Source organism: Burkholderia sp. Bp9015 (genome assembly GCF_003853505.1).
GTDB lineage: Bacteria > Pseudomonadota > Gammaproteobacteria > Burkholderiales > Burkholderiaceae > Burkholderia.
The window spans coordinates 42881-58562 of the sequence record NZ_QTPZ01000043.1 but is presented as its reverse complement, the minus strand read 5'-3'; the positions used below and the strand labels follow the sequence as shown (position 1 = coordinate 58562).

15 protein-coding genes and 1 pseudogene are annotated in these 15682 nt (G+C 66.3%); 9 read left to right on the top strand and 7 right to left on the bottom strand.

Annotated elements, in window-relative coordinates; all coding sequences use genetic code 11:
- Positions 1-547: 547 nt before the first annotated feature.
- A pseudogene (locus DIE12_RS32580) lies at positions 548-858 on the top strand (ISL3 family transposase); the annotation flags it as partial.
- A gap of 116 nt (positions 859-974) precedes the next feature.
- On the opposite strand, the gene DIE12_RS32575 reads toward DIE12_RS32580, so the two are convergent.
- From DIE12_RS32575 to DIE12_RS32555, 4 genes are all read right to left on the bottom strand, one after another.
- Positions 975-2147 (bottom strand): FAD-binding oxidoreductase, encoded by a 1173-nt coding sequence (locus tag DIE12_RS32575; RefSeq protein ID WP_124523357.1) that lies wholly within the window; start codon positions 2145-2147, stop codon positions 975-977.
- A gap of 208 nt (positions 2148-2355) precedes the next feature.
- Positions 2356-3507, bottom strand: coding sequence for a branched-chain amino acid ABC transporter substrate-binding protein (locus DIE12_RS32570; protein WP_124489278.1), 1152 nt, complete (start codon positions 3505-3507; stop codon positions 2356-2358).
- Between the two features lie 428 nt (positions 3508-3935).
- Positions 3936-4127 (bottom strand): CsbD family protein, encoded by a 192-nt coding sequence (locus DIE12_RS32560; protein WP_044849023.1) that lies wholly within the window; start codon positions 4125-4127, stop codon positions 3936-3938.
- Positions 4128-4288: 161 nt separating this feature from the next.
- Positions 4289-5818, bottom strand: a complete 1530-nt coding sequence (locus DIE12_RS32555; RefSeq protein ID WP_124489276.1) for a helix-turn-helix transcriptional regulator — start codon at positions 5816-5818, stop codon at positions 4289-4291.
- A 394-nt stretch (positions 5819-6212) separates the two neighbouring features.
- On the opposite strand from DIE12_RS32555, the gene DIE12_RS38295 reads away from it, so the two are divergent.
- From DIE12_RS38295 to DIE12_RS32545, 3 genes are read left to right on the top strand one after another with little or no spacing between them, the layout of a single operon-like run.
- Positions 6213-6377 (top strand): hypothetical protein, encoded by a 165-nt coding sequence (locus DIE12_RS38295; RefSeq protein ID WP_167357956.1) that lies wholly within the window; start codon positions 6213-6215, stop codon positions 6375-6377.
- Positions 6378-6436: 59 nt separating this feature from the next.
- Positions 6437-6781 (top strand): BON domain-containing protein, encoded by a 345-nt coding sequence (locus DIE12_RS32550; RefSeq protein WP_124523355.1) that lies wholly within the window; start codon positions 6437-6439, stop codon positions 6779-6781.
- 55 nt (positions 6782-6836) lie between these two features.
- Positions 6837-7034, top strand: a complete 198-nt coding sequence (locus DIE12_RS32545) for a CsbD family protein (RefSeq protein ID WP_044849025.1) — start codon at positions 6837-6839, stop codon at positions 7032-7034.
- A 227-nt stretch (positions 7035-7261) separates the two neighbouring features.
- On the opposite strand, the gene DIE12_RS32540 is transcribed toward DIE12_RS32545, so the two are convergent.
- Positions 7262-8290: a DUF1338 domain-containing protein gene (locus DIE12_RS32540; protein WP_124489273.1), complete on the bottom strand. Its 1029-nt coding sequence runs from the start codon at positions 8288-8290 to the stop codon at positions 7262-7264.
- A gap of 227 nt (positions 8291-8517) precedes the next feature.
- Between DIE12_RS32540 and DIE12_RS32535 the strand changes: the two genes are divergently transcribed.
- The 3 genes from DIE12_RS32535 (at position 8518) to DIE12_RS32525 (ending at position 12401) form a co-directional block, all read left to right on the top strand.
- The gene (locus tag DIE12_RS32535) at positions 8518-9471 is read left to right on the top strand and encodes a LysR family transcriptional regulator (RefSeq protein WP_044848360.1); all 954 of its coding nucleotides are present in this window, start codon (positions 8518-8520) and stop codon (positions 9469-9471) included.
- A 463-nt stretch (positions 9472-9934) separates the two neighbouring features.
- Positions 9935-11563 carry an NADP-dependent glyceraldehyde-3-phosphate dehydrogenase gene (locus DIE12_RS32530; protein WP_124523353.1) on the top strand — a complete coding sequence of 543 codons (1629 nt, stop codon included), beginning with the start codon at positions 9935-9937 and terminating at the stop codon, positions 11561-11563.
- Between the two features lie 514 nt (positions 11564-12077).
- Entirely contained in the window at positions 12078-12401 is a 324-nt protein-coding gene (locus DIE12_RS32525; RefSeq protein ID WP_124489271.1) for a DNA-binding protein, read from the top strand.
- A 36-nt stretch (positions 12402-12437) separates the two neighbouring features.
- Here DIE12_RS32525 and DIE12_RS32520 read toward each other — a convergent pair whose 3' ends face one another.
- Complete coding sequence (locus DIE12_RS32520) at positions 12438-13673, bottom strand: NADH:flavin oxidoreductase/NADH oxidase family protein (RefSeq protein ID WP_124489270.1); 1236 nt, start codon at positions 13671-13673, stop codon at positions 12438-12440.
- Positions 13674-13751: 78 nt separating this feature from the next.
- On the opposite strand from DIE12_RS32520, the gene DIE12_RS32515 reads away from it, so the two are divergent.
- The gene (locus DIE12_RS32515; protein ID WP_124489269.1) at positions 13752-14219 is read left to right on the top strand and encodes a MerR family transcriptional regulator; all 468 of its coding nucleotides are present in this window, start codon (positions 13752-13754) and stop codon (positions 14217-14219) included.
- 183 nt (positions 14220-14402) lie between these two features.
- Complete coding sequence (locus DIE12_RS32510) at positions 14403-14723, top strand: DUF1330 domain-containing protein (protein ID WP_124489268.1); 321 nt, start codon at positions 14403-14405, stop codon at positions 14721-14723.
- A 24-nt stretch (positions 14724-14747) separates the two neighbouring features.
- Here the strand turns inward: DIE12_RS32510 and DIE12_RS32505 are convergent, their stop codons facing one another.
- Positions 14748-15584, bottom strand: coding sequence for an NAD(P)-dependent oxidoreductase (locus tag DIE12_RS32505; protein ID WP_124523351.1), 837 nt, complete (start codon positions 15582-15584; stop codon positions 14748-14750).
- Between the last annotated feature and the right edge of the window lie 98 nt (positions 15585-15682).

Here is a 15682-nt window from a genome sequence, read left to right as displayed (position 1 = left end):
GTATGCAATCGCTTTATACATTGGGGATCCCGCAAGAATAGTCTTTGAGCTAGCTCGCCGCTTATAAGTGGACGGGCATCGTGCAGTACAACAGATTACTAATATGAGACTGCACGAGCAGCATCAGATAGGCAAGCCTTCGATCCGTGATGTTGCATTGATTTACAAGCCTTGCCGACCGGCTGTCGTTTCACCATGCTCTACTGGCCATTCAAGCGTCGTCATACGTCTCGTGATAGCCTGCCGCCGCTGCTGATGACGACGCGCTCGCGGCCGACGCGGTCACGCGTGAGATCACCGGGTCTGCGTTCAGCGTGATTGGCGCAGCGATATCGCGCGTTTGGGCGTATGCGATGGGGATTCAACTCATCGGCTACAGTGCAGGCGGTGCTGGAGAAAGTTCTAATCTCTAGACACGTGTTCGTGTTTCGGGGCAAGCGAAGTGACTTGCTGAGGTGCCTATATTTGGTTCATCGCAGGAAACCGTGGAGGGTTTTCGAGCGATTGCATAATCTGACACCTGATTTTGAGGAAGTCGGAGGAAGAATTGCTCGATCGCAAGGCACTGCAAGCACTGGGCTGCTGGACAGCTATCGGCTAGATCGAGTGGAGTGGCCGCAAGGCGATAGCCGCACGCTGTCGCTCTACCTGAAGCCGGTCAGCAAGGTCATGTACTGCGAGCAATCGGGGGCGCGTTGCCACCAGATTCATGAAACGACCGTACGGCGGGTACGTGATCTGCCGTTGTTCGAGTACCGGGTGGTGCTGCACGTGCCCCGACACCGGGTCTGGTGCGAACGCTGCGGTGGGCCGACGCTGGAGAAGCTTGACTGGCCGGGCCGCTACCAGCGGGTGACAGAGCACGGTGGCCGCTTGCTCTGCGATGAACCCAAAAAAAGCCCGGCAAAGCCGGGCCAATCAGATTGAGACACAAGGAGAATCCCGCCCACCACACACCGGGCGGTCACGCCGCGCTACACGACGTTCTTTTCGACGATCGGCCGGTTTTCGAGCACACGCTCCCAGCCGAGCGACGACAGGTCGAGCGATTCGTATCGCCCGCCCAGGATCAGTTCACTCACTCCACGCCCGGTCGCGGGCCCTTGCTGCAGCCCGTGCCCGCTATACCCGTTCGCGAACACGACGTTGTCGAGCTCGGGGTGATACCCGATGATCGCGTTGTGATCGAACACGTTGTACTCGTAGTACCCGGACCAGCAGTTCTCCACGCGCAGCGCTTCGAACTCCGGCACGCGATTCGCGAGCGTCGGCCAGATCACCTCGTCGAACAGGTCGTGATCGACCTCGTCGAGCGGCAGGTCGTCGGGGTCGCGATCGGGGCTCGGCGACGTCCCGCAGATGTACGTGCGTCCTTCCGGCCGGAAATACACACCGGTCGGATCGATCAGCAGCGGGCAATCGGTGAGCTTCGCCGGCGACGACACATTGAAGATGCTGCGACGCCGCGCGTACACGGGAATGTCGATGCCCATCATCGACGACAGCGTGCGCGTCCACGCACCGGCCGCGTTGACGAGCGTGTCGCATGCGTAGCGCTCGCCGTCGTTCGTCACCACGTGCGTGATCTTGCGACCATCGCGCACGACGCCGGTCACATCGGCCGGCACATACCGCGCGCCGAGCGCCTGCGCCTTCTTGCGCAGCGCCTGCACGAGCCCGTAACCGTCGAACCACCCTTCGCCGCTCGCGCCATAGGCGCCCGACACGAGATCGTCGACGTTCAGCCAGGGAAACTTCACGCGCAGCGCGTCGCGATCCATCAACCGGATATCGGCGCCGAGCTTCGTCTGCAGCGCGTGGTTCTCGCGCAGCGTCGCGTCACCAGCCGGCGTCGCGAGAAACAGGTAGCCGCCTTCATGCAGATCGATCGACGGGCGCGTGCCGTCGACTTCGAGCCGCTCACCGATCGTGCGCAGGAAGTCGATCCCGAACAGCGACATCTCGATCGACAGCGGCGTCGAGAACTGCTGGCGAATCGACGCGGCCGACAGCGCCGACGACGATTTCGCATAGGTGGGATCGCGTTCGATGACGGTGACGGACACCGTCGGATCGGTAGCGCGCAGGAAATAGGCGATCGAGCTGCCGATCACACCACCGCCGACGATGACGACTTGAGAACTCACGACTGACTCCAGTTGCACGTGAAAGGCGCGGCCGGCCGGCCGCGCCCGAAGGTTGTTCGTGCCGCGTCGCGCGCGGCGCCGTGCGCGGCAGACCGTGCCCCCGGCGAGTCGCCCCGACATGCGCCGCGATCGGATCCGATCGCTGGGGCTATTTCAGCACGTCCGGGCTCGCCGCGAAAGTCCGCGCGCGTTCGGGTAATTCGGGTCCTCAGTCCGCCGTTTGCGTGGTGACGGGCTGCCACGCGGCGTTCTTCACTTCATACAGCGTCGAGCTCGGGTTCTTCAGGTCGCCCGTGTTCGTGAACGCGATCGTGCCGGTGATGCCGTCGTAGCGCGTGCCCTTCAGCGCGCCGTTGAAATCGGCCGGCTTCGTCGAGTTCGCCTTCTGCATCGCGTTGATCGCGATCCACGTCGCGTCGTACGCGAACGGCGCATACGCGAGCATGTCGACGCCGTACTTCTGCTTGAATTTCGTTTCGAACTGCTTGCCCTTCGCGAGACGCGACAGCGGTTGTCCGTATTCCCACACCGACGCGCCTTCGGCCGCATTGCCCGCGAGCCTGATGAAGTTCGCGTTCATCACGCCGCCGCCGGCCAGGAACTGCGCGCGGATGCCGAGCTGGCGCATGCGCTTGACCAGCATCGCGGACTGCGCGTCGAGGCCGCCGAAGAACACCAGGTCGGCATTCGTGCTCTTGATCTTCGTGAGCTGCGCGCTGAAGTCGACGGCCTTGTCGTTCGTGAATTCGCGCGCGACGATCGTGCCGCCGTTCGCCTTCGCGGCCTTCTCGAATTCGTCGGCTTCGCCCTGGCCGAACGCGGTGCGGTCGTCGATGATCGCGATGCGCTTCGCCTTGGTCACGCTCGCCGCATACGCACCGGCATTGCCGGCGTTCTGCGCGTCGGTCGCGATCACGCGGTACACGGTGCCGAGCCCGGCGCGCGTGATGTCGGGATTGGTCGCCGACGGCGTGATCATCGGAATGCCGGCCTTCGCGTAGATCTTCGACGCGGGCAGCGTCGTGCCCGAATTGAAGTGGCCGATGACGACGGCCACCTGCGCGTCGGTCAGCTGCTGCGCGGCCTGCACGCCGATGCGAGGATCGCTCTGGTCGTCCTGCGACGCGACGACGAATTTCACCGGCTTGCCGCCGATCGTCGGGTGCGCGGCGTTCGCCTCGTCGACGGCCATGCGCACGCCGTTCTCGATGTCCTTGCCATACGCGGCGCCGCCGCCGGTCAGCGGCACGGCAACGCCGACCTTGACGACGGTTTCCTGCGCATGCGCCGCGCCCGTCTGGAACGCGAGAATCGCAGCGGTCAATGCAATGCCGGAAAGCGAACGAATGCGGAACGTCATCGGCCAATCCTTCTTCTGTGGGTCGGGATGCGACGCGCGACCATCGCGCGCCGGCGACCTCCCGCGTGCCGGTGTTTTTTTCTGTCGCCGGGGCATCGCTCATGGCGCATCGCCTGCCGGTCGATCACCGCGGTTCCGTCTCCGGGGAACCTGTCAGCGCGAAAGAGGTGAACCGATTGTGGGTAGCCAATACGCGTGCAGCAAACGAAATATCGGAACTATGTTGTGAGGAATTGTCATCAAGTGCCCGTGCCACCGATCCGCGGCCCGCGCGACGGCGGCCTGGAAGCGAACGCATCGAGCGGGATGCGCGCACGTACCGTTGCCCCAAGGCCGCGCCGGGTCATGCCGATGGAGAATCATCGCCATGCCACACGGCGGCAACGCAGCGCACCTCGCGCGATTCGATCAATGGCGCCCGGTGCCGCTCAATGCCGGTCGGTGCCCGTCTGCTTGCGCTCCGCATCGGCCGCCTCGCCGGCCTGCTCCTGACGCTTGCCGGCCTGCTGCTCCGCCACGCCTTCCGCTTCCGTCTCGCGGTCGCCCGTCACCTTGCCGAGCGCTTCCTTGACCGAACCCTTCACCTGTTTGAGCTTGCCTTCGATGCGATTCCTGTCCATGGTCGTCTCCTGCGATGAGTTGGGGAGAGAGACGACGGCACGGCAGCCCGCGCCGCACCGCCGAGTGGACAGGATCGCAGCCGCGCGCGGCGCGCGGCAGATGCGGATGCACCAGCCTGCATGGTGCATTCGCACCGATGGCCCGACGGCAGGCGTCAGTTCTAGCCGTTCTTGTCGGCAGCTTTCTCGCCTCGCGCACCGTTCGCATCGGACGTGCCGACAATCCCGCGCTCGCGCGCCCACACGATCGCCTCGCCGCGGCTATGCACGTCGAGCTTCGCGTAGATCGTCGCGACGTGATTGCGGACCGTGTTCGGCGCAAGCCCGAGACGGCCGGCGATCTCCTTGTCGGCGAGGCCGTGACACAGCAGGTCGAACACGTCGCGCTCGCGCGCGGTGAGGTCCGACAGCTGAGCGCCCGCGTCCGGCGCATTCGCGCGCCGCACGTTCGCCAGTTTTTCGATCAGCGTGCGGCTGAACCACGACGCATCCTGCATCGCGGTCTCGATCGCATAGACGAGTTCCATCTCGGTGCGCTTGCGATCGCTGATGTCGAGCAGCGCGATCAGCAGGCAATCCTGCCCGTGAATCGCGACCGGCTCGGCCGACACGACGCAATCGCGCACGTCGCCGTCGCGCGTCCGGATCTGCACATCTGCGTTGCGCACGTTGCCGTCGCGCGCGAGCTGCGTGTCGATGCACTGCCGTGCGCCGCGTTCGGCCCACAGGCCGATCTCGTCCGCGGACTTGCCGAGCAGGTCGTCGCGCGCATGGCCGGCCATCCCGACGAACGCGTCGTTCACGTCGAGCAGCACGAAACCGTCGGCCGTGACGATCGCGGTCGCGACCGGCGCCATCCGGAACGCCTTCGCGAAGCGCTCCTCGCTCTGCCGCAGCGCGAGCTCGGCCTGCTTGCGCGGCTCGAGATCCATGAACGTGAACAGCATGCACGGCTCGCCGTTCATGTCGATCGGCTGCCCGGCGACCACCACCGCCTTCGTGCCGCCGTCCGCGCGCTTGAGCACGGCCTCCATCTGCGGGATCGTCGCGCCCTCGCCCAGCCGCTCGATCGCGAGTTCGCGCCGCTCGGCCTGTTCGAGCACGTCGAGTTCGTAGACGGAGCGGCCGAGCACGTCGTCGCGCGCATGGCCCGTCATCTCGAGGAAGCCTTGATTGACCTTCACGTAGCGCAGGTCGTCGAGCCGGCAGATCACGGCCGGCGCCGGGTTCGCGTTGAACGTGCGCTCGAAGCGGTCCTCGGCGCTCGCCCATTCGGTCGCATCGTGCAGCACGAGCGCGAGACAGTCGGGCTCGCCGGCCGCGTTCGTCAGCACGAGGCTGCGGATCCGGTGAACCCAGCTCACGTTCTCGTCGGCCGCCGATTCGACTTCGACCGTCACGTCGCTGAACTCCTCGCCCGCGATCACGCGGTCCATCGGATAGTGGCCGTCGCGCACCGGACGGTTGTTCCGGTAGCGCAACCGGAAGCGCTCGCGATACTCGGTGACGTCCGCGCCGAGCGCGTCGAGCTCGGTCACGCCGTGCATCGCGAGCGCGGCCTCGTTCGCCCATACGATGCGCTGGTCGGGTTCGATGAGGATCACGCCCTCGGTGAGCCCCGCGATGATCTGATGCAGCTGGCGCCGGTCGGTATGCGACTTGAGCACCTGTTCGTTGACTCGTTCGTCCATTGATCGGTGGTCCACGTGGTCGATATTGTTGCCGGGCGGGTCGCCGCCGCGCCGATAAGCGCCGACATGTGCGGCCGGCGCGCGCCGCGATGATCGCGTGCGGTCGACGCGGTCGAGAGGCACGGATGCACCCTGCGCAATAGTACATTCGCATGCCGCGCCGCCTGCGTGCGCCGTCCCGCCAAGCGGCGCGCGGCGCGCCTCCCGCGTCTGTCGTCCCGCATCGCGCGTGTCACGACGCATTTCCCGTTCCCGCTTCCCCGTTCCGTCCCCGTGCAAACGCACTAGCCGATCCGGTGAATTTGCGCGATGCCCGCATGCGTTCGCGCCGGTACGCTGGTACTGCATCGGCGCTCACGCGCTGCCCTTCCATACCGCAGAGGAGGACCAACTGATGAAGCTGCATCAGACACCCGATCCGACGCGGCCCGAGCCGGCTCCGGACAATCCGCCCGAACCGTCGCCCGGCACCGATCCGCCGGTGCCGCTGCCGCCCGACGTGCCGCGTCCGGACATGCCGCCGCGCGAGCCCGGCTACGACACGCCGATCGCGCGATGACGCGCGGCGCGCCTGCACCGACTCGCCCATCCATCACGTCAATCGAAGGAGCACATCCCATGAACAAGACCTCGAACCTGTCGGCGTTGCTCGCCGTCAGCGCGGCGTTCCTGCTTTGCGCCGCCCCGCTCACGAACGCACAGGCGTCGTCGTCCGACGAAGGCATGAAGACGGAATCGAACCAGCCCGTGACCGACACGTGGATCACGACCAAGGTGAAGAGCGAACTCGCGACCACCGAGGGCGTGAAGAGTACGCACATCAGCGTGAAGACGGTCGACGGCGTCGTCACGCTGACGGGCGTGCTGCCGTCGCGGGTCGCGGTGAAGAAGGCCATCGCCGCGACGCGCTCGATCAAGGGCGTGAAGCACGTCGACGCAGCCGGCCTGAAGGCGAAGGCCTGAGCTATCACGCGGCCGCGTGCCGCACTTTTTTCTCCCCTTATGACAGGAGCGCATCATGAACGAGGACAAGATCAAGGGTCAATGGAAGCAGCTGACCGGCAAGATGAAGGCGAAGTGGGGCAAGCTGACCGACGATGACCTGAAGGTCGCCGAAGGCAACCGCGACTACCTCTCCGGCAGGATCCAGGAGCGTTACGGGATTGCGCGCGACGAAGCCGAGAAGCAGTTGAAGGAATTCGATCGCGAGCTGTAACGCGCCGGTCGTCTCACCCCGCCGCGGCGCATCCCGCGTCGCGGCCATGAAGAGGACAACGACATGGGCAAGTATCTGATCGCCTGGCTGCTCGGCGTACCGATCGGCGTGCTGCTGCTGTTCTATCTGGTGACGCACCTGTTCTGACGATCGCGGCGCCCATTGAACGCAAACGGGCCGGTGGCTATGCTCAGCCACCGGCCCGTTTTTTTCGTACGGCGTCGCGCTTACTTCGCCGCGTTCGCCGTCATCTTGAAGATGCCCTGCGCGTTGCCCGCATCGAAACGCAGGTCGGTCACCCAGCGGCGCGCCGCCTGGTCGAACGTGCGACGGCGCGTGATGAACTCGTAGAACGAGCCCGGCACGTTGCGCTTCACCGTGCCGCCGTCGCGCGTGCGGAACTCGCGCTCGACGATGTCCGCGCGATACGCGGTCTGGAACACACGGCCCGAACGCGAGCGCTCGACTTCCGGCTTCATCGGCCGCCCCTTCGCCTTCTCGTCGTCGGACAGCTTGAACACGTCGGCCACGCGATCGGTCGCATGGTTGAACGCGTTGCCTTCGGTCGCGATCCACGCCATCTCGGCCGATTCGAGCAGCAGCGTTTCGTAGTCGAGTTCGTTCGGCAGGTCGTGCTGGCGCGCGAACGCACCGACGATCTCGGGCAGCAGCGCATGCGCGGCGTCGAGCGACAGCCAGCCTTCGCGCTCGATCTCCCACAGGAGCGCGACGGCCGCCGGCGACAGCGGATCGCGCGACGAACTCACGACGTTCGTCACGGCCTGCTGGAATTCCTTCGAGAAGCGCTCCGGATGCAGTTCGCTGACGAAGAACTGCGCGATCTCGTCCGGCGCGTCTTCGTGCGCATACGCGCGACCGGTCATGCCGAGCTTGTCGAGCGGATAGCGGCCGTTCAGGCGGAAGCCGAGCGGACGCAGGATGCGCGTGAACGCGGCTTCGCCCGGCGGCAGCGCGCCCGTGTGCGGCCAGCGCACCGTGCGCAGCGCGCCGTGGTCGAAGTAGACCGAGCCGCCGTTTTCGATGGCATCGGCCGTATATGCGCGGCCGTTCGCCGAACGTTCGAGCAGCCCTTCGAACAGCGCCATGTTCATCGCCTGCGCGATTTCCGCGCGCGTGACGACGTCGGTTTCCCATTCGTCGAGGATGGCCGGCATGTTCAGGGTCGCGAACAGGGCGTCGGTCTTCGCCTGTCCCAGCAGCTTCGTCAGCAAGCTCTCGATATTCGGATTGCGCATCAGGATTCTCGTGTTCGGGGGACCGCCGGCAAACGTGCCGGCAACTCGATTGGCCGGCCGCCCATCGGGCGCCTGGCCTTGCGTGGGATGCATTATTCAAAGGGTTGCAGCGGGGCGTAAAGCGAGATTAAATTGACACGTGATGAGTTTTTGGAATTATTCGTGGTCCCCACACGCGTCCGACGGCCCGCCGCGGGCCGGTCCGTTCGTCAGACAAAACGAGCATCATGCGCAAATTCAAGATCCCCAACATGGGCGCGCTCGTGGCTTTCGAAGCCGCGGCGCGCCACGAGAGCTTCACGCACGCGGCCAAGGAGCTGTTCCTGACCGAAAGCGCGGTATCGCGGCAGATCGCGACGCTCGAGGCGAGCCTCGGCGTGCGACTGTTCGCGCGCGTGAAGCAGCGCGTCGTGCTCACGCGCGCCGGCAAGCTGTACGGCACGCAGGTGCGGCGCGCGCTGGAGGCGCTCGACCGCGACACGCTGTCGATCATCGCGCACGGCAGCGGCGGCGGCTACCTGGAACTCGCGGTGCTGCCGACCTTCGCGTCGCACTGGCTGATTCCGCGCATCAAGAGCTTCTACGACCGCACGCCGGACGTGCGCGTGAACATGGGCAGCCGCACCGACCTGTTCTCGTTCGAGGACACGCACTTCGAAGCCGCGATCCACTACGGCAAGCCGACCTGGCCCGGCACGTCGTCCGACTACCTGTTCGGCGAGGAAGTCGTGCCGATCTGCTCGCCGGCGCTGCTCGACGGGCCGGTCGAACGCGTGGAGGATCTGCTCGCGTATCCGCTGCTGCACTCGACCACGCGTCCCGGCGCATGGGCGCAGTGGTTCGAGACGCACGGCGTCGAGGACATCCGCACGATGCAGGGCGTGCGCTACGAGCTGCACACGATGCTGATCAGCGCGGCCGCGGCCGGGCTCGGCGTCGCGCTGGTGCCGAAGTTCTTCGTCGAGGAACAGTTGCAGCAGCTCGGCCTCGTCGTGCCGTGCGACGCGGCGACGGTCGGCGATTCGGCGTACTACCTCGTGTATCCGACGGAGTTCAGCCACAGCAAGCCGCTGGAATCGTTTCGGGCGTGGCTGCTGGAACAGGCGAGCGCGTATGCGGCGCCGGGGCGGGACAGGGAGGACGATGACATGGATGCGGAGGACGACGAAGACGTCGAGTGATCGCGTCGCGTCACCGGAGGTCCGGTGCGCGCCGAGCCGGGCAACCCCGACCCGGCGCTCCGGGCAGCCGACCTCGCTTCGGCAGCGCGGCGGACCTTCTCTCTTTTCTTCACTGCGTCTGTTTTCTCTCAGGTTCCGGGCAATTTTTTCTTCGCCGCGCCGGGTCATTATCCGCTCAATGCGGCCGAAGTGAAACGTTTGCGTATGCACCGAGCGGCTTATACCCGCCATTCGGACACAATCCTTCAAATTGTTTACGCGTGGTGCGATGGCATTCGGCAAATCTTGCAATCGGCTCGGCGTTCCTTTTTAATGGAACTGGTTCCATTCCGCGTTTCGGCCATGCCGACGCGTGACGTCCCGTCGTCCGCGCGTCATCATGCCGATTCAGGATCGAGGATCGTTCAGCTCAGGATTCCGCATCGCCCGTCCTTACCGGACACCCCCGTCAAACGAGACCGTCATGCCCGATTCCGCTTCCCTGCAGCAGCTGTTTCCCGCCTATCAGGACATCCCCGCCGAGTTCCGGCTCGCAGCCCCCATCCACCAGCGCGTGTCGCTGGTCGACGGCGAGCTGCGTCCGTGGGACGGCTCGACCAAGACCGTGCTGTCGCCCGTGTGCGTGCGCCAGCCGGACGGCAGCGTCGCGCAGATGGAGATCGGCAGCTATCCGGTGATGGGCGAGACGGAAAGCGACGCGGCGCTCGACGCCGCGGTGCGCGCGTACGACTCGGGCCGCGGCGAGTGGCCGACGATGAAGGTCGAGCAGCGCATCGCCTGCATGCAGGACTTCATCAAGCGGATGGTCGCGCAGCGCGAGCTGGTCGTGAACCTGATCATGTGGGAGATCGGCAAGAGCCTCGCCGATTCGCAGAAGGAGTTCGACCGCACCGTCACGTACATGACGCAGACGATCGACGCGCTGAAGGAGCTCGACAACGCGAATTCGCGCTTCGTGATCGCGGAAGGCACGATCGGCCAGATCCGCCGCACGCCGCTCGGCGTCGTGCTGTGCATGGGGCCGTACAACTATCCGCTGAACGAGACCTTCGCGACGCTGATCCCCGCGCTGCTGATGGGCAACACCGTGGTGTTCAAGCCGCCCCAGTACGGCACGCTGCTGTTCGAGCCGCTGCTCGAGGCGTTCCGCGACGCGTTCCCGAAAGGCGTGATCAACACGATCTACGCGCCGGGCGCGGTGGTCGTGCCGCACATGCTCGCGTCGGGCAAGATCAACGTGCTCGCGCTGATCGGTTCGAGCAAGGTCGCCGATCACCTGAAGAAGCAGCACCCGAAGTCGCACCGGCTGCGCGCGATCCTCGGCCTCGACGCGAAGAACGCGGCGATCGTGCTGCCCGACGCCGATCTCGACCTCACCGTGAAGGAGTGCCTGCTCGGCGCGCTGTCGTTCAACGGCCAGCGCTGTACCGCGCTGAAGATGCTGCTCGTGCACCGCTCGATCGTCGACGAATTCCTGAAACGCTTCACCGCCGCGCTCGAACAGCTGAAGATCGGCATGCCGTGGGAGAAAGGCGTGAGCATCACGCCGCTGCCGGGCATGCATCGCACCGCGTACATGACCGACGCGATCGACGACGCGAAGGCCAAGGGCGCGCAGGTCGTCAACCACTCAGGCGGCGAGTTCAGCAAGACGCTGTTCTACCCGGCCGTCGTGTATCCGGTGTCCGAAGGGATGAAGCTGTATCGCGAGGAGCAGTTCGGGCCGATCATTCCGGTCGCGCCGTTCGACGACGTGGAAACCGCGCTCGATTACGTGACGACCTCGGAGCACGGGCAGCAGGTCAGCATCTTCGGTTCCGATCCGGCGCAGATCGGCGCGCTCGTCGATCCGCTCGTGAACCAGGTGTGCCGCGTGAACATCAACTGCCAGTGCCAGCGTGGGCCGGACGTGTTCCCGTTCGCCGGGCGCAAGGATTCGGCGGAAGGCACGCTGTCGGTGAGCGACGCGCTGCGCGCGTTCTCGATCCGCTCGATGGTCGCGGCGAAGCAGACCGACGGCAGCAAGCAGCTGCTCGATTCGATCGTGTCCGATCACTACTCGAAGTTCATCAACACCGGCTTCATCTTCTGAAGCGCTGAAGCCGGGACGGCGCGTCCGGCGGGCCGCGAAAAAAACGTCTCGGATATGAAACATCCGGCGCATGCGGCGCGCGCCTTCAACGCGCGGCGGGTGGCGTCGCGGCTCGCCGCACGAGACCGTCCCGAGGCCGCGGGGACGCCGCCGACGCCCATGCTCCGCGACCTTGCAGCGCTTCGTCGATCGACACACTCGACCGTTTTCAACCCGGCGTTACGTTACATCGCTGAAGCATTTCGTCCGTCCGGCCCCTGTCGCGCGGCCGACTGCGATCGCGCGCGGCGGATGGGCGCCCTGCTCGATTTTCCGCGCAAGCCAGTCCCGGCGGGACGCAACGACCGCTGCCGCGACCCGCGTCAACAGTGCTCAACAATCGGATCGAGGGCTGGTACGGAACCTGCATTCGCATTGCAGTGACAGCCGCGCCGACGATCGGCGCGAACACGAACCCGGATCGGGACGTCCCCCGGATACGCCCGAACGATCCACGCAAGCTGCGAGGCACATCATGGATGCGCTGCCCAATTCGTCCGATACGTCGTTCCAGATCTTCCTCGCGAAACTGCTCGAACAGCCGCAGCCCGAATGGACGGAAAAGCAGCAGATGGAACTCGAGATGGCGCGCACGCTGTCGACCCGGATGGTCAGCTACGCGGAAGCCATGCGCGGCGGCAGCGCGGATCTCGCGCACTGCCTCGTACTGCTGCGCTACGCGAAGGTCCTCGACTTCATGCTGACGTCGCTCGCCGCGCACCGCGACATTCATCCGCAGACGCTGCGCACGCTGTTCCGGCTCGCGAACCTGAAGGTCGACGACGCGTATCCGGTGTGAGCGGGCCTCGGGCAGCCCGACGCGCCGCGTGCGCGGCTAGCGCGCCGCCCGCCCCGCCATCCACTTGCGGTACCGCCGCGTCTGACACTGCGCGGCGAGTTGCTGTGACACCAGCGCGCGCAGCGGCGACACGCCCGGATGCGTACGCCGCCCGACGCTCAACCGGGCGAGCTGGAACTTCACGACGGCCATGTTCGCCAGCGCGCCCAGCGCCTTGTTCTTCCATCGGATCGGCTGCAGCGCCGGCGCGCTGTCCTTGCCGGCCTGCCAGTCGCGCGGCAGGTTCGGCTCGATCGACAGCGCGGTCGCGATGCCGACCATCGCCACGCCGCTCGCGACCACCTGCTCGGCCACCGCGCGACGCCGGATCCCGCCCGTGACCATCAGCGGCATCGCCGCGACGGCCGTGATGTCCCGTGCGAATTCGAGGAAATACGCTTCGCGGGCCAGCGTGCGTCCGTCGCGTGCCTCGCCCTGCATCGCCGGCACTTCGTAGCTGCCGCCCGACAGTTCGACGAGATCGACGCCCAGCGGATTCAGCAGTTCGACGACGCGCTTCGCGTCGTCCGCACTGAAGCCGCCGCGCTGGAAATCGGCCGAATTCAGCTTGATCGACACGACGAACGCCGGCGATACCGTCGCACGCACCGCGCGCACGATGTCGAGCAGCAACCGCGCGCGGTGCTCGATGCTGCCGCCCCACGCATCCTGCCGGCGGTTCGTCAGCGGCGACAGGAACTGGCTGAGCAGGTAACCGTGCGCCGCGTGGATCTGCACGCCGGTGAAGCCGCTTTGCTCGGCAAGCTGCGCGGCGCGCACGAAGCGCTGCTGCACGTCGGCGATGTCGGCTTCCGTCATCTCCTTCGGCACCGGAAACTGCTTCGACAGCGCGCCGAGCGCGAGCGGCACGGCCGACGGCGCGAGCGTCGTCTGGCCGAGCGCCGCCTGCATCTGGCGCCCCGGATGGTTGATCTGCATCCACACGTGCGCGCCGCCGGAGCGCGCGACCTGCGCCCATCGCCGGAAGCGGTCGAGATGCGCGTCGCTGTCGAGCACGACGCCGTTCGGCCCCGTCATCGCGCGGCCGTCCACCATCACGTTGCCGGTCAGGATCAGGCCCGCCCGGCCGTCGGCCCACGCCTGGTACAGGCGCAGCAACGCGTCGGACGGCGCGTGATCCGCATCGGCCATGTTCTCTTCCATCGCGGCCTTGGCGAGCCGGTTCGGGATCACCGCGCCATTGGGCAGCGTGAGGGGCGCAAACAGGTTCATGGTGGACTTCCTCGATTGACGATGCCCAACCATAACTTTAAAGTCAGCTTCAAGGTCAAGCCCCACTGGAGCACGAGCATGAAAATCGGCGAGCTGGCGCGCACCAGCGGCATCGCGGCGTCGCGCATCCGGTTCTACGAAGCGAGCGGCCTGCTCGAACCGGCGCGCCGGCAGGCGAACGGCTATCGCGAATACGGGCCGGAAGCGCTGACGCGGCTCGCGATCATCGACCGCGCGCAGCGCGCGGGCTTTGCGCTCGACGAGATTCGCGCGGTGCTGCCGCCCGATCTCGGCGCATGGCCGCGCGACGAACTGCTGGAGGCGTTGCGGCACAAGGTCGACGAAATCGCGCTGCTCGAGCAGCGGCTCGCGCAGAACCGGCGCAACCTGCAGACGCTGATCGACGAGATCGCGAACAAGCCCGCCGGCGAGGACTGCGCGGGCGCCGCACAACGCATGCTCGACAAGCTGTGCAAGGAGGAAGCCGAGTCGGTGCCGGCGCCTGCGCCGGTGGCGCACCCTCGGCCGATGCGCAAGCGCGCGTAGGCGCGGCGAGCGCACGCGTGCGCCGGGTCTTGCGGTGTGGTTCACGCGGGGCGGCCCGCGCGCACGGCTGCGCGGATTTGCTTACGTCGCAGGTAATCGACGCGCGCCGCGTGCGCATGGATCATGGCTTCACCGATCAACGACGAACGATCGACGCATCGCATCGACACCCCGGAGCCTGCCATGACCGCCTACGCCATCGCCCACCTGCACGACGTTCACATGTGCGACGACATCGTCGAATACCTCGAACGCATCGACGGCACGCTCGCGCCGTTCGACGGCCGTTTCGTCATTCACGGCGCGCGGCCCGACGTGCGCGAAGGCGAGTGGCGCGGCGACCTGATCGCGATCGCGTTTCCCGATCTCGATACGGCGCGCGCGTGGTACGAATCGGACGCGTACCGGCAGATCCAGCCGCTGCGCGCGCGGCACGCGAGCGGCCCGTTGATCCTGATCGACGGCGTGGACGAGCGGCACAAGGCGACCGACATCCTGCGCTGATCGACGTGCGCGAGCCCGCCTCGCTTACTTCGCGTTGCGCTCCATCGGCTCGCCGACGACGAACCCGCCGCCCTGGAAGCGTTGCGCGGGATCGTCGTACTCGGCGCTCGGCGCCGTCACCGGGAACAGCCCGGCGAACTGCTCGGAACTGTCCTGCGGCCGGAAGCCGAGGAAGCCGGCCTTCGTGTTGTCCCACCACTTCACCGGGTTGTCCGACACGCCGTAGACGATCGCGTGCCCGACGCGGTTCGTCAGCAGCGAGCAGCGCACGAGCTCGGTGAAGTCGCGATAGCTGAGGAACGTCACGAGCATGCGCGGGTTCTTCGGCACTTCGAACGACGAGCCGATCCGCAGGCACACCGTCTCGATCCCGAAGCGGTCGAAGTAGTAGCGCGACAGCGACTCGCCGAAGCACTTCGTCACGCCATACAGGCTGTCCGGACGCTGCGGCGAATCGGCATCGAGCACTTCCGTGACCGGATGGAACCCGATCGCATGGTTCGAGCTCGCGAACACGACGCGCTTCACGCCGTGCTTGCGCGCGGCTTCGTACAGGTTGTACGTGCCGGTGATGTTCGCATCGACGAGATCGTCGAACGGCGCGTCGACCGAAATGCCGCCGAGGTGGACGATCGCGTCGACGCCGTCGACGAGTTCCATCACCGCGGGCCGGTCGGCCAGGTCGACGACCCGGGTTTCTTCGTGCGGGGCGGCGTCGCCCAGCGCGGCGATGTCGCTCACGCGCACGACGTCGGCCCAGTTCGCCAGCGCGCCGCGCAGCTGACGGCCGAGATTGCCGGCCGCGCCGGTCAGCAGCAGGCGCCCGAACGGCTTGCGTGCGCCGGTGGATGTGGCGTTCATCGAATCTCCTTGAATCTGTTCTGAGGTGTCCTGGACGTTGCCCGAAACCGACAGAGCCGGCAAAAAATCGGAAAACGTTTTCCAACTATACGCGGGGC